At 37.0% G+C, this 16677-nt stretch carries 5 protein-coding genes; all 5 read left to right on the forward strand.

All coding sequences use genetic code 11. The features are described 5' to 3' along the window. The first annotated feature begins 328 nt into the window (after positions 1–328). The 5 genes from hsdR to EXE10_RS03815 all read left to right on the forward strand — a co-directional run bounded on the left by hsdR (position 329) and on the right by EXE10_RS03815 (position 16603). Entirely contained in the window at positions 329–3787 is a 3459-nt protein-coding gene (gene hsdR / locus EXE10_RS03795; protein WP_130112408.1) for a type I restriction-modification system endonuclease, read from the forward strand. Positions 3788–3856: 69 nt separating this feature from the next. After that, entirely contained in the window at positions 3857–5419 is a 1563-nt protein-coding gene (locus EXE10_RS03800; protein ID WP_130112409.1) for a type I restriction-modification system subunit M, read from the forward strand. After that, positions 5416–6813 (forward strand): restriction endonuclease subunit S, encoded by a 1398-nt coding sequence (locus EXE10_RS03805; protein ID WP_130112410.1) that lies wholly within the window; start codon positions 5416–5418, stop codon positions 6811–6813. Before EXE10_RS03800 ends, EXE10_RS03805 begins: the two co-directional genes overlap by 4 nt. 173 nt (positions 6814–6986) lie before the next feature. Beyond that, entirely contained in the window at positions 6987–10280 is a 3294-nt protein-coding gene (locus EXE10_RS03810) for an STY4851/ECs_5259 family protein (protein ID WP_130112411.1), read from the forward strand. A 2-nt stretch (positions 10281–10282) separates the two neighbouring features. Beyond that, a complete protein-coding gene (locus EXE10_RS03815) occupies positions 10283–16603 on the forward strand; it encodes a DEAD/DEAH box helicase (RefSeq protein ID WP_130112412.1) in 6321 nt (2106 codons plus the stop codon). Positions 16604–16677: the final 74 nt, after the last annotated feature.

Genomic DNA, 16677 nt, shown 5'->3' on the forward strand with positions numbered 1-16677 from the left:
AAAGATTGGTAATACAAGGAACTACAATGTTTTCATGGATAATTGTCATCAGTTCAGTGCTGGATGTCTTATGAAAGATCCTGAAAATTACAACAATTTTTTATGGTTCTTAAAAGATGAAGCTAAAAAACGATTAGGTGCTGACAATTGGCGCTTATGGGATAAAAACTATTGGTAATTTATTTAACCACCTTCGGGTGGTTTTTTAATCCTGAATTAGACTTATGTACAAAAGATTTTTCTTAATAAAAATAATGTGAACTGATATGCTTGTTTGAAGGGGAGCTTTGTATAAAAGCATAATAAAGTACAGATAGTTGTAAATAATATGATGAATTTGGCTGAGTCTCAGTTTGATTTCTTAAAGGATGTAGATCCTTTGATGCATGCTTTATTGGTCAGTGCAGAAGCGGCATATTACACAGCACCAGCACATACACTTGTACAGACCCGAAAATTTGCTGAGATTCTGGTTAATAAAGTAGCCCAAGCCAATCAACTTGAAATACCTGAACAAGCCGATTTTCACTCACGTATACGTTTACTAGAAAACAAACTTCAGCTCAAAACTGATTTTATTGCGGTATTGCATACCTTACGTATGAATGGCAATAAAGGCGCACATGATGCTGAAACCAATCATAGTGATGCGTTGACCTCACTAAGATTGTCATATCGCATGGCGCAGTGGCTTTATATTCTGACTACCCAAAAAACCAAAGTGTTCCCAGAGTTTCAAGCACCAATTGACCCAACGCTTGAAGCAAGGCGTATGCGCTTTGAACTCATGGAGCTACAACAGAAATTACGTACAGCACAAGATAAACAAGCCGTTAATACAGAAATTCAACACAAGCTCGCAATGCTTGAAGCTGAAAACCAACAGTTAAAGCAACAGCAACAGATAGAAGAACAGGCATTGCAGGCTCAACTGGCTGCTTATGAAGCCAAGGTTAAAGTATTTGAAGAACAAGCATCTACAATGACTTTAACAACGCCTATTGAAGATGAGCAATTCAGCACAGCTAATGCTTCATTTAAATTGTCTGAAGCTGAGACACGTGAGCTCATTGATTTACAACTGATAAGGGCAGGTTGGCAAGCAGATACACAACTTCTCAAATATAGCCACGGCGTGCGTCCACAAAAAGGTTTAAACCTTGCAATTGCAGAATATCCAACATTGCTTGATGGTGAAGAGGGCTTTGCAGATTACATACTGTTTGAGGGCTTAAAACCTGTTGCTGTAGTTGAATCAAAAAAGCTCGATAAAACTGTGAGCCAATATATTCTTCAGGCAGAGCGATACTCACAGGGTTTTAGATTTGCTGATGACTTAGAAAAGCCCTATGCCAATACGCCGTGGGTATCGGAAGATAAGCATTACCATATTCCTTTTGTCTATGCCTGCAATGGTCAAAAGCAGTCTAAGCGTTTAGCTGATGAGGGCGGAATCTGGTTCCGTGATGTACGACATCCATCCAATATTTCTAAGGTATTACAAGGTTTCCATTCCCCAGAAGGGTTGAAGTGGAAACTTGAGCAAGATATTGAACGTGCAGATGAATATTTAGAACAGACCGAGATCCTGCCATTCAATGATCGTCAGTATCAGCGTGAAGGGATTAAAGCAGTTGAACATGCGATTGCTCGGGATCAGCAACGTATTTTACTCGCAATGGCGACAGGTACAGGTAAAACCCGTTTGGCTACTGGTTTGATGTATCGTCTGATTAAAAGCCAACGCTTTAAGCATATTTTATTTTTGGTAGATCGTTCAACCTTAGGTACACAAGCATTTGATGCTTTTGGCGCAGAAGTGATTGAGCAAGGTCAAACACTTTCTCAAATTTACACAGTTGCGGATTTAGGTGTAGACACAGGAAAACGTGCTGAGGTCCAAGTGGCTACAGTGCAAAGCTTGGTACATCGCTTATTCAATGGTGATGAGCCACTACCGATTGATTACTATGACTGTATTATCATTGATGAAGCACACCGAGGTTATACTTTAGATAAGGAAATGACCGAGGGTGAAGAAGCGATTCGTGATGAAGCACAGTATTTGTCGACCTATAAACGTGTCCTAGATTATTTTGATGCAACCTTAATTGGTTTAACAGCAACGCCAGCACTACATACAACAGAGATTTTTGGTAAGCCTGTATTCACATACAGTTTTACTCGTGCTGTAGAGGAAGGCTATTTAGTCAACTATGACAAACCGATTCGCTACATCACCAAACTGAGCCAAGCAGGCATTGAAATTCCTGAGGGGACAACGGTGCAGGTGGTGACCAATGCAACAGGTCAGCAGTCCACGGCGCTACTACAAGATGATATGGAATTTGATGTTGCCGACTTTAACCGTAGTGTGATTAACGAAAACTTCAATAAAGTGATTTGCCAAGCCTTAGTAGAAGACTTAAACCCACTCAGTGATGAAAAAACCATGATTTTCTGTGTGACGGATCGTCATGCGGATCAGGTGGTAGCATTGTTAAATGAGCTGTTCAAAGAGAAATATGGCAAAGACTGGAATAATGATGCTGTGGTGAAAATCACAGGCAATGCAGATCAGCCAAGTAAATTGGTTGAACGTTTTAAGAAGAATAAGTTCCCGAATATTGCTGTCACTGTAGATTTGCTTACTACAGGTATTGATGTACCGAAGATCTGCAATTTGGTGTTTATGCGTAAAGTTCGTTCACGTGTGCTGTTTGAACAGATGCTCGGTCGTGCAACTCGGTTATGTCCTGATATTGGTAAAACAGAATTCCGTATATACGACGCCGTAGATATTTTTGCGACTTTGCAAGCAGTGAATACCATGCAGCCGATTGTCGTGCGTCCAAATATCAGCATCGATCAGTTGATTCGTGAGTTAAGTGATCCGGAGTTGATGCAGAAAGCTAAGGCATGTGCTGTAGCCTCTGTGGATGAGGTTCAGCGTACTCAAGCCGATTTGGTCTTAGATGAGTTTATTCAGAAGATTACCCGTATTTTAGGGAAAGCTGAGAAGTTTAAACATCATCCTGATCAAGGCAAATTGCGTGAAGCACTTGGAAAAATCAAAGAAAACTTCGGGGTTGAGTCCTTTAAGCTACCTCAGATGCTGCGTGCTAAAGGTATTGATGATCTTGGTACTTGGCTACAGCAAAACAGTGCGATTTTAGAAGCACGTTTGGCTGAGGTTCGTAGTGCTCTCGGCACCTTGGATTTACCAATTATCTCGGACGAGAAAGACGAACTGATTGAACGCGTCGTAGATACGGCACATCAACAGCCTGAAGATTATCTGGAATATTTTGATAGCTTCATTAAAACAGCCGTGAATGACAATGCAGCAATTAAAGCAGTCGTAACACGACCATCTGATCTGACTCGCGAGCAGTTGCGAGAACTGGAAAACTTGTTGACCAGCAAAGGTTTTACCCAAAGCAAGCTAACCCAGGCACTAGGTGGCAATGCGTCAAACCAAACCTATGCATCACAGATCATCTCTATGATTCGCCGTTCAACATTGGGTGAAGAAATCTCATCGGTGGAAGAACGTTATCAACGTGGTCTAAACAAGATTCTACAGCAGCGTGCTTGGACTGAGGATCAAAAGCAATGGTTGGCACGATTAACCCTGTTTATTGCCAAAGAGGTGGTGGTTGACAAGAATATGATTCACCATCAGTTTGCTAAAGACGGTGGGGTTAAACGCTTGAGTAAGTTACTTGATAGCGATGTTGAAAAATTAGTCGATGATATTCATGATGGGTTGTGGCAGGCATCTTAACTGCTACAATCCTCGCGCGATACAATTTCTATTTTTATACCTTTCACATTTTCTAATGAAGAACAGCACATGACTCAAAACGGTATTGTCCAAAAACTCTGGAATCTTTGCGACGTATTAAAAGATGACGGAATTAACTATAGCGACTATGTTTCTGAATTGGTCATGTTGTTATTTGTGAAAATGGTGGATGAGTTGGATGATGAATATTCAACGCTTGCCAATATTTATCCTGAACAATATAAATGGGCACATTTTAAAGATCATAACGGTATTGAGTTACTGAATTTCTATAAGCAAATGCTGCTTGATTTATCCCAAAACAAAAATGAACTAATCGCATCAATTTATGCCAATGCACAGACTCGTTTACGTGAACCACGCCATTTACAACAGCTCATTAATGAGTTTGATAAGCTCGATTGGTTCAGCATTAAAGCTGATGGGTTAGGTGACTTGTACGAAGGCTTATTGGAAAAGAATGCCACTGAAACCAAGTCAGGTGCGGGTCAGTACTTTACGCCACGTCCATTGATTAACGCTATTGTGCATTGTATGCAGCCCAAACCAAGTGAAGTGATTCAAGATCCTGCATGTGGTACGGCGGGCTTCTTGATTGCTGCGGATGCGTATATACGACAGCACCATGATTTATATGCACTGACTGAACAAGAAACTCAATTCTATACTTTAGATGCTTTCGTAGGTGTAGAGCTTGTACCCAATACACGCCGTTTAGCGCAAATGAACTGTTTGTTGCATGATATTGGTGGTGAGCAAGGTGCGATTAAACTGGGTAACTCACTAGGTCCTGTCGGTCAGGCTTTAGCTAAGGCAGATGTGATTTTAGCTAATCCTCCATTTGGTACGTCTAAAGGGGGTGAGGCAAGTATTACCCGTGATGACTTGCCATTTAACACCTCAAATAAGCAATTGGCATTCTTACAGCATATTTATATGAACTTAAAACCAGGTGGTCGTGCCGCCGTGGTATTGCCTGATAACGTATTGTTTGAAGCTGGTCAAGGGACCTCGATTCGTCAAGACTTAATGAACAAATGTAATGTGCATACGATTTTGCGTTTGCCGACAGGGATTTTCTATGCGCAAGGTGTAAAAACCAATGTGCTGTTCTTTACCAAAGGAACAGAAGTCAATCCGCTACAAGATGAACACTGCACCACTGAAACTTGGGTCTATGACCTACGTACCAATATGCCAAGTTTTGGTAAACGTACGCCATTTACTGAAATGCATTTAAAAGGCTTTGAAACGGTCTACGGCGCTGACCCTAAAGGTTTATCAGCACGTACTGAGGGTGAATGGTCGCTTACAGAAGAAAGCCAAGAGCAGACGTTAGAGAATAGCCGTTGGCGTAAGTTTAGCCGTGAATGGATTAAAGAGCAGAAGGGAGATTCTTTAGATATTTCATGGTTAAAAGATAATGACGCCGTGGATGCAAGTAACCTGCCAGAACCACATGTGTTGGCAAGTGAAGCAATGTCTGAACTAACACGGGCTTTGGTTGAGTTAGATGCGTTAATGAAGGCATTAGGTCAAACCGATGAAGCGAATACGCAAAAGCAATTGCTTGCAGATGCTTTAGGTTTAAATGCTGAGGAACAGGCATGAGTTTAGATAAGTTGCCTGTTGAGTGGTCTGTTACTGGTTTAGAAAGCTTATCTGAATTTATTATTGGTGGTGATTGGGGGAAAGATCTCTCATTTGCTGACGAGAGTTATATTGACGCTTTCTGTATAAGAGGTTCAGAGTTTAAAAATTGGAAAACCGATAAAGGTAAAACAGCTGTACCAAGGAAATTAAAAATATCTAGTTTAAATACAAGGAGATTAAAGGTAGGTGATATCCTCGTAGAAATTTCAGGAGGAGGGCCTGATCAGCCTGTTGGTCGTACAGTTTATATTGAAGAATTGGTATTTAATAATCTTGATTCTGAAGATATTGTTTGTACAAATTTTTTGAGACTATTCCGTCCAATTAGTTCTATAAATGCTAAGTATTTAAATTTTTATTTAAGTTTTTTCTATAAGACACCTGAAATTGTAAACTATCAATCAGGTAGTAATAATCTGAGAAATCTTCAATTCAAAGATTATTTGAAATTAGAAATACCAATGGCACCTTTAGCCGAACAACAAGAAATCGTTCGTCAGCTTGATATGATGCTTGCGCAAGTCGAGCAAATTAAAGCGCGTTTGGATGTGATTCCTGCCATTCTTAAAAAATTCCGTCAGTCGGTTTTGGCAAGTTATTTTCCTGAAAATCCAATTTCAAGTGAATATGTTATTTGTACTTTGAAAGACATTTGTACGAGTATATCTGATGGTGATCATCAAGCACCTCCTAAGGCAAAAACAGGTATCCCTTTTTTGGTTATTTCAGATGTGAGTAAGGAAGAAGTTGATTTAGAGAGTGCTTCAAGGTTTGTTCCACAAAGCTATTACGATTCTTTAAAAGACATAAGAAAGCCAAATAAAGGGGACATTTTATATACGGTCACGGGATCTTTTGGAATTCCTATACCTTTGAAAAAAGAAGAAGATTTTTGTTTTCAACGCCATATTGCTATTCTGAAACTTAATAAGTTGCAAGTTGAGCAGCAGTATCTTTACTACTTATTAAAATCTGAATTCGTGTATCAGCAAGCTGATAAAACAGCGACTGGAACAGCTCAAAAGACTGTTGCTTTATCAAGTCTTAGGAATTTTACAGTTCATATTCCTAGCCTAGCTGAGCAGAGTAAAATAATGAAATCGATTCAAGGTCTATTTGATTATGCAGATTCTATTGAAGAAATAATTCAATCAGCCCAAAAAAGAGTGAACTCACTGACTCAATCTATTTTAGCCAAAGCCTTTAGTGGTGAACTGACTGCCGAATGGCGGCAGCAGCATCAAGAGCTGATTACAGGTATAAACAGTGCGGAAAGCTTGCTTGCTAAAATACAGGCGGAAAGAGAAGCGAGTAAGCCTGCTAAAAAGACGCGTAAAAATAAAGAAGTTTGAACAAAAAATGCCTCGAGGGGACGAGGCATTTTTTTTAATTGTGTTAAAGGGGAAATGATACGTTCAAATTATTTGAGTTATTAATCAATAGGCTTAATTAATCATTTTAAAAGTAACGTATTGAATATGATAGTGATGAGTATTTTAATATTTAAAATTCGAGTGTTTTAATAATGAGCAATTTAAATTTTAGTCCAAGAAAATATTTAGAGCAGATATTAACAACACGAGGATTAACATCTGCTGATGGACGTGTGCTTTATCAATATCAATTATCAGTTGGTGAATTTAAAGAAATTGAAAACATTCTTAAAAAAAGTTTCCCATTTCAAAATTTAAACCGTATAGGCGATGAATGGGCAAGGTTGTTTACACTGTATGCTGCCGAGTGGTTTAGACGTGAATATACTGCAAAATGGACATGGGATCCGATTTTAACTGCATTAAATATCGTCGATTTACCCGTAAATACCAGAAATGAAGTTGTAATTAAAGGGCTGAGATTCTGGAAGCGCCCGATTATAAAATATAGTAAAGCCAATAACTACCTGGGTTCGATTTTTAAAGAGGGTGGGTTCCCGGCACGCCTGTTAAAAGAGGATGGCAATCGCTATATTTCGATTTTTCAAAAAGTGACCTCATTATATTTAAACAATAAATATGATATTGATGAATTAAGAGCTGAAATTCAGCAAGAATTAAAAACGCTGCCCCAAGCATTTGAGCATGATGAGACATTATCTTTAGTAATTGATATTGTAAAATTAATCATCGAAAAAGTGGAAAAGTATGGATTAAATGTACAGCAAGATCCAATTACCATTTTAGATCAAGAATCAAGGAGTTGGCGTAAAGAATTTCCATTGCCCATTGATGAAGATCAAACCATTGTAGATGATTTCTTAAGGCATTTATTTAAATCTACCACTGAAGAAATTTCTAAACATCACCAATTACGCCAGGCTTTCAAATGTACACATAGCTTGTCTGAGGATTTTAGAGAGCTATTTAGTACGGTTTATTTGCCTGAAGAACTTTCTTTTACATTGAAAGAGAACACTGAGTTACTTCGAACACGGGGTCATTTGGTGATTAAAGAAGGCTTGAATAATAAAAGCCACTTTTTATGCATTGCTTATCTTTCTTTGCAAGGGAGCCAACAAGTCATTGCAGAAATTAACCGAGGGTTTTCAAAAGACATTCGCCGACAATCCTGCAATGAAACCTTATATTTGTGTCTAGAGGTAGATGGGGTAGTACTTAGCTATAAGGAATTAGAAGATAGTTCCCTGGATTTTGAAACTTTACCTGTAGCTTTTGAAATACAGGATAAACCAAAGTATATTGCACAAGGTGCGCTAAAAACCAAGGCATCTGAAGTCTTGCTTAGTCTGCCGGCTGGCGCAAAGTTTATCCATACAGAATCAGAAGACTCACCACAGTATATAGGACAATTTTTAGCATTTGATCTGTATAAAATTAGTGGCCAACAACGGATTCTGACACAAGATGGTGATCAAATTTTCATTAAATGCGGTCACTCTCAAGTTGAATTTGAACAGTTATTATTTAGAACAAATAATATCAGCGCATTACAAACTTCACCCAGTTTAGCATTCACAGGAAAACCAGTATTAAAAACATTTGGTACACATACTTTATTTTGCGGCAAAGAGCCGATTGAAAGTATCCCTTTGCATCGGTTACTTGGAGAACAGATGCTAACTTTAAAAAATAGACAGGGTGAAAGTCTATTAAAAAAGAGAGTAATTGTTTTACCAAAACATTTTGAAGTGAATGTAAGAGCAGGTGCTGTACTTAATCAAGCTATACTTGATATTGAATCAGATGCAGAAATTCAAATTGAAGTCTTGAATCTTCATTCAAGCTTAGTCTATGAAAAGACTGGAATATCGTATAAATGCCAAGTGGAATGTGCAGTTGTACCTTTAGCATTAAACTTAAAAATAACCTTTAAATTTGGTGGAGAGTGTATTGTTACTGTTCCGTTCCCCGCAAGAGGCTTTAAACTGATTAATGAGCAGAAAGAAGTAACATCAAAAGATTTAGTAATTCACGACTTATTGAATACCGAACTGCAAGTGTACTCCTATGACCGCGCGGCTAAGTTGAATTTTGATATTGTTTTAAAAACAAAAAAAAATCAGGGGTATGATGTCCCTTTTTATCGTAAGAAAATAAAGGTTAAACAAGGCATTTCTTCTATTAATTTATATGAGCTAGTCGAAGATGTGAAAGGCGTTTTGGCCTTAGATGATGATTTAGATAGTTTTGTTGAATGCACCGTTAGCTATCATCACAGCGAAAAAAAATGGAACATCCGCCATTATGCGCATCAGCTTAATTGGGGTAAAAATATTAAGGCTTATTATAATGACAAAGCTTCTTTATCTTTTAAGCCACAAGCTATGTCATTAGTGCAACCGCAAGTTACATCTTTAGATTTAATTGAGAAAAAAGAATGGGTTGAGCAAGCTTTTCAACTTCCTGAATTGGATATGAGTCTTGCACCGTATTTATTAATACCCGCAAAAGATTCTACATTGTTTAGAGCCAAGCTTATTCCAGAATTTAACTATCCTGAAGATACTGAAATAGATGAATTGACCGAAGCAACACGTAATTTTGGTCAGAATAAACTATCGATTAAGCAGTTTATACGTACAGTAAATTATGAAAATAATGAGGTGTTTTGGGAACATGTGAAAGCTTTATTACATAATTATGAGCATTTGCCTTTAAATACTTTTGAAGTGTTAAAGGGGCTAGCTGCAAATTATGATCAATTGGCTATTTCAGTATTTAAACTTGATTTGTCTCTTGATCTTTTACGACGTTTTGAAACTGAATTATCAGTATTGTGGTATTTAATCCCAGTTTCATCATGGCAGAATGCAATCAACCAATTGATTCAGTATTGGCAGAAAATTCTGATGGATGATGGAACATATGGTCGAGCAAAGGCAGAAAATATCTTAAAAAGATTGAAGAATTTTACTCCTTTATTGGCTGAATCATTTCATACATTCTATTTGAGCAATCAACGTTCATTTGGGCCTGAATTTAATTTTCACTTTTTAAATGACTGGATATTTGAAGGTAACTTTATAGGTGGTTTAGAAAACTCTGAGTATCAACGTATGTTGCAACGAAATCATAGTGCAACAGAAGATCAAGCGTGGCCAACGGCACTTTCGCAGAATAAATGGCCTTACTTTGACTGTATGCAGAAGCTCCCTTTTAGTTGTCAATTGGCAAGTCAGTGGAATAAAGATGTGGTCTATTTACCATTTTGTTTAGCATATATGAACGTTAAGCATCATTCTAAACTGCAATTGAGTGCCTACGATATATTGCAACTTAAGCAAATCATTGCATTTGATGAGCAATGGTTTAATCAAATTTTTAGTTCAATTGTTAAATATTTAATTTTAGAAGTGAAGTAACAATGTATAAATATTTTAGTTCTTTAACACAAGAAAGTATTCAAAAAAATAAAGAAGCTACACTGAGTATATTGGGTATCTCGCATCCTGAACTACGTAATGTTCTAGAACAGCAGATGTCTCAAGCTGTGGGTGAAGATCAATCATTTTTATCTTCACCTGTAATTGAACAGATGTTTGCATGGAAGAAAGGTCAGCCTACTTTAGAAGATTTGGGTGGTGAATTACTTCATGCAAATGTGATTGATGCTTTAGATCATAAAGAAAACGGCGCATATCGGTTTAATCGTAACTATCAACCTTATGTACATCAATTACAGAGCTGGAATGCTTTGTTAGAAGATAAAAAATCGATTGTTGTGACTTCAGGAACGGGTTCAGGTAAGACGGAATGTTTTATGGTGCCCATTCTAAATGACTTGTATGAAGACTTTATTCAAGCAGGGCAATCCTTAACTGGTGTGCATGCATTGTTTTTATATCCACTCAATGCACTGATTAACTCACAACAAGAACGTTTAGATGCTTGGACGCGGCATTTCCTACCATCGAATGCTATTCGTTATTGTTTATATAATGGTAATACACCAGAGCATAAATCACAGAAAACTGGAGAACAAAATCTTCATCCGAATCAAGTATTCACACGTGAAGAACTAAGATCGAATCCGGCTCCTATTTTGGTGACAAATGGCACCATGTTGGAATATATGATGGTGCGCCAAATCGATGCACCTATTTTGCAAAAATCTCAAGGGAAATTGCGTTGGATCGTATTGGATGAAGCTCATAGTTATATGGGCTCACAAGCAGCTGAGCTTGCGATGCAACTACGTCGTGTTCTACATGCATTTGGTGTAGAAGCAAAAGACGTTCGTTTTGTCGCAACATCTGCAACGATTGCAGGTGCAGATGCAGAGGAAAAACTGAAACAATTTTTATCAGAGATTTCAGGTCAAAGTATTGATAATATTTTGGTGATTGGTGGTCAACGTGAAGTACCTCCATTAGCTTCGGTTGAGAGTAATCTTCTGTCTTTTGATGAATTAGTGTCTATTGATGAAGGACAAGAAATTTCTTTTGAGCGTTATCATAAACTGTCTGGGCACCCAATCGCACTGACTTTACGTGAATATATTTGCTCAGAACGTGCTTTAACACTAGAAGATTTATTCAAAAAAACACTAGAAAAGGATTTTCAGCTATCTCAACAAGAGATTTTAAAATGGTTAGATCTATTAACCTTTACAAAACCTTCGATTACGGAACAAGCTTTTCTCAAGATTCGAGTTAACTATTATCAACGTGTAACTCATGGATTATGGAGTTGTATAAATGATAAGTGTGATCAAAAATCTGAAGATCTAAAAAACTGGAGCTTTGGCCAGGTGTATGCGACACATCAAGAAAACTGCGCGTGTGGAGCACCTGTATTGGAATTAACGTTCTGTAAGAGTTGTAAGGAACCACATTTATTAGGTTTATTGGGTAGGGAAGATGTTCTTAAACAATGGACTGTTGAAGTTGAAGATGAATTTGCATTACTTATTGATAATGAAACGGAAGAGCAAGAAGAACGTGAATTTAAAAATGCTATAAAGAATCGTTTAGTGGTATTTTCTTCAAATGAAAATAAAGAGAAAAACTATCGTCGACAACAACTGAATCTAGATAATTTAAAACTTGAGCAAATTTCTAAAAAAGCGTTAAATGTGCATTATTTTGAGCCGCTTAACACTGGTGATTTTGTTGAATGTAGCAATCCTGAATGTGGCTCGAAAGGAACAAAATATGATTTGCCATTTAGACGTGCGATTTTAGGTGCACCTTACTATATTACACAGACTGTTCCACATCTTTTACAATATTGTCCAGATATTGATCAGGATGATATTGATGAAGCAAGCAAAAATTTTAATGATCCAGAATTTATTGAAGGTGAATTCAAAGATCTCAAAGACTGCACACCATGGGACATGCCAGCTAAGGGTAAGCGCTTAATTACCTTTACGGATAGTCGTCAAGGCACTGCACGCTTGTCTGTCAAAATGCAACAAGAAGCAGAACGGTCGCGCTTACGTGGTGCTGTACTTAAAGCTTTAATACAACATACGAAAGCACAAACTATAACTATGGATTCGACGGAGGTATTTTTACGTCAGAAGATAGAAGAAGCAGAAAAATCAGGAAATGACTTTTTAGTTAATCTATTTCAAAAAGAATTAGATGGTTTTATAAATAATAAAGCCCCAGTTGCGCTACCTGAAATAAGTTGGGAAGAGCTATATCGAGTCTTAGCAAAAGATTTTGATTTCCAAAATGGTATTTTACTCGCAAATCGTCATATAGCAGGTGATATTTTTGATGATGCAGGACCACTTAAACTGGCACAAATGCTGCTAACACGTGAGTTTTCACGTCGACCTAAAAACGCCAATAGCTTAGAAACTTTGGGATTGGTAAAAGTTAGTTATCAGGGCTTAAACAACTTAAATGATCTGCCGAACTATTGGAAAGAATCTGGCTTAGGTAATCAAGATTGGCAAGATTTTATTAAAGTTGTTCTAGATTACTATATTCGTGAGAATACAGTGATTGATCTTGCTGATGATTGGCAACAATGGTTAGGCGGGCGTGTACGTCCAAAGCACGTTGTGAGTTTTGAATTAGCAGATCAATTTAAACACAGAGATGATGGTTCGAAAAATAATAGTATTTTGGCATGGCCACTGGCATCAGTGTCTAAAAATCACCGCATAGTCAAACTTTTAGTGTTAGGTGCAAAATTAGATTTAAGCTTGCAAGCACATCGAAATATGGCTGACGATTGGCTGAAAAAAGCATGGCAAGTATTAAAAGCTGACTTTCTAGTTGAAGATGGGAATTCAAAATATCATCTTAGAAAGGAAAAATTAACTTTTAGTTTGGTGGATAAAGTCTTTTTATGCCCAATTACGCATCGCTTGATGGATACCACATTCAAAGGGTTCACGCCTTATTTACCAATCAGTTTGCCGCACAATATTGATAAATATAAAACAGAAGAAATGGCTTTTCCAAAGCTGTGGCAGTTTGATCCTGAAAATTTGATAGAGATACATGGTGATTCAACCGTTGGTAAGCTCAGATCATTAAATTTATGGACAGACCTATCAGATAGAGCAGTATTGGGTGGTTTCTTCTATCGTACAGCAGAACATTCTGCACAACAGTCGGCAAATTTACTCAAGCAATATGAAACTTACTTTAAGGCAGGTAAGGTCAATGTCCTAAACTGCTCTACAACCATGGAAATGGGGGTCGATATTGGAGGGATCTCAACGGTAGTTATGAACAATGTTCCTCCACATCCTGCCAATTATTTACAACGTACAGGGCGTGCAGGACGTGGCAGTCAATCACGTGCTATTTCTTATACGATTTGTAAAAATAATCCACATGATCAGCAAGTGTTTAAGCAACCATTATGGGCTTATACCACAGCAATTCAGGCACCTCATGTAAGCTTTAATTCACAACGGTTGATTCAGAGACATATCAATGCACAGTTACTAGCCATCTTTTTAATCAAAGAAATTGGGGATACAGATATTGATCGACCTAAACTAGATTTAAAATGGTTTTATCTTAAACAGGATGATCAATCTGATTCAATTTGTGACACCTTTGAAAAATGGTTGGTGGGCAAAGCAGTAAAAGATTATCAACAAGTATTAAAATTTTTGAAAAAAGGCACAGCATTAAAAGATATTGATAATGTAGAAATTATAGATGCTTGTGTGACAAAAATACGAGAACTCAAGACGGAATGGATAGAAGAATATGTGATTGTTGAAAGAGAATATCAACAAGAACTGGCTACGAATCCTAATAGTAGCTATCTACATCGCCTGACACATGAAAAATACCGTTTGACACAAGCATATTTATTATCTGAGTTGGCAATGCGTAACTTTTTACCAAGTTATGGTTTCCCAACGGATGTGATTACCTTTAATAATATTACTAAGCTAGAGAAAGATCGTTGGGATAAACTTTCAAAGAACCGAAAAACAATGGATTTGGAAAGTTGTCTTGATCGTGAAGATAATTTATCGCGTGTAAAAGGCTTACCAAGCCGTAATATTGCGATTGCGATTCGTGAATATGCACCAGGTGCAGAAGTTATCGTTGATGGTCGTGTCTATACATCGAGAGGCATATCACTTGCATGGCAGAATATTCATAATGAACACGATAAGAAATCCCAAAAATTTGATTATGCTTGGATGTGCCATCACTGTGGTCAAACAGGGTTGACATCAGGTGTTTTGCTGAATGAAGAACAGTTGATATGTACAAATGCTAAATGTGGCGAAATTATAAAAGATGTTAAAAAAGTATTACGTCCAAACGGATTTAGTGTTGATTATTATGATAAACCCAATAATGATGTCACGACGCAAAAATATATCCCTGTTCAGAAACCTTGGGTAGGGCTTTCAGAAACAGCTCAAAGTTGGCCATTGCCACATGCTAATTTAGGATATTTTAACGTAGACCCTGATGGACATGTATTTCAATATAGTTCAGGATTGAACGGCACAGGATTTGCTATTTGTATGCAATGTGGTCGAGCGGATTCAATGGAAGAAAGTTATGATGGTGAAGCGAAGTTTCCAAGTACTTTAACTCCAGATCGTCCACATAAGGCTCTTAAAGCTCAAAAAGATGGTGATAAATTTAAACGACCAGATTGCGGTGGTTCAAGCGTCGTTAAAGCTAATATTCATTTAGGCTGCCAAATTAAAACCGATGTATTGGAAATTGTTTTAAAACATCCGACCCGTAATGAATATATTTTAAACAATGAAGATGGTCGAATTATTGCAACAACATTAGTTGTAGCTTTACGTCAGGCAATAGCAACTAAATTGGGTATTGCTACTGATGAATTGGGTTATGCAGTAAAAGTGAAGAAAATTGATGATCAAGCTGTTTTAGTTTTACAAATTTTTGATGACCTAAGCGGTGGAGCGGGTTTTTCGACTACTGCTGCTCATTATATTGCTGAAGTTTTAAGATCATTAGTTGCGGAAAAACTAAATTGTATAGACGATAGTTGTGATTCAGTCTGTGGCAAATGCTTGCTAGATACTCAAACGAGACATGACATTGAAAACTTAGATCGTACTTTGGCATTGGCATGGTTAGGAGATGAGTTTTTAACTTACTTAGATTCTCCAATTGCTAATACAGATTTTATCGCGGGTACTCCATTTTCGATCATTGAGCAATATGTAAATCATGGTGCAACACAAATCACATTCAACCTCACCGGTAATAGTGAAGATTGGGATGTTTTGTGTACTGCAATCAGAAAAAAACTATTTAAATTTTTGAATAGTAATATAAAGCTAGTAGGGGTGGTCTCATTAGATATGAGTTTGACACCACAAATACAGCAAGAAATGTTGGCGTTGGAAAAAATCGGTATTTCATTTACGGTGAATAGCAATATTACCCCTGAATATTTGTATGCTCAGATTGTAAGTCAGGAGAAAGTAATCACCTTATACAATCAGTCGACAGAAGTAAGTTGTTTTAATGAGTTCTGGTTGGAGGGTCAAAGCCCAAGCTATAAATCAATTACTTCCCCAGAGTTGCAATTACAAAAATTTAGTTTTGATTTTAAAGCTATTGAATCTTATGAAAATGAGTTTCAACAAATCAAAGTTGGTAAAGATTTTGATGGTGAATCAGTAAATGATTTTGCTGAAAAATTTTGGGCTAAAGTTTTACCAATATCTAAGCTACATGATTTGGTGAATGATGAGGTTATAGAAATAGAATATTCAGATCGATATTTGCAATCTCCAGCAAATATTATTCTGATAACCAGTTTGTTAAAAGGAATAAAGAAATTATTAGGTATTCGCCCTCGATTAACGATAACAACTTGTTTTAGAAACAAACAAATACAAGATGAAAAATTATATTCAGATTTTAGCAAGCGTGAAGTATTTGATAGTTTCTTTATAAATTATTTTGAAGATCAGTTATCTCAGAAGCTGAATTTGCAGATACCCGACTCAAAAATTGATCATGCGAGATTTTTACTTTTTAGATTGAAATCTGGGAAGAAAATTGAGCTTCGATTAGATCAAGGAGTTGGATTCTGGCAGATAAAATACATTGAGTGGCCAAAAGTGAAAGAAGACAGGGATTTTCCATTTAATGAAAGTTTCCAAAAACAATTGTTGTGGGTAAAACGGCAAGAGACGAACCTATGTGTAAGAAGTGAAGAGAATTTTAAGACTGATTTATATATCACTAAATCTTAAAGTACATATAAATAGAGTCATTATAGATTGCTAAGAGTATTCATAAGCCTGTACTTTTTACTAATGCTGAAAAG

Source organism: Acinetobacter sp. WCHAc060033, assembly GCF_004209125.1.
In the GTDB taxonomy this organism is placed as follows: Bacteria; Pseudomonadota; Gammaproteobacteria; order Pseudomonadales; family Moraxellaceae; genus Acinetobacter; species Acinetobacter wuhouensis.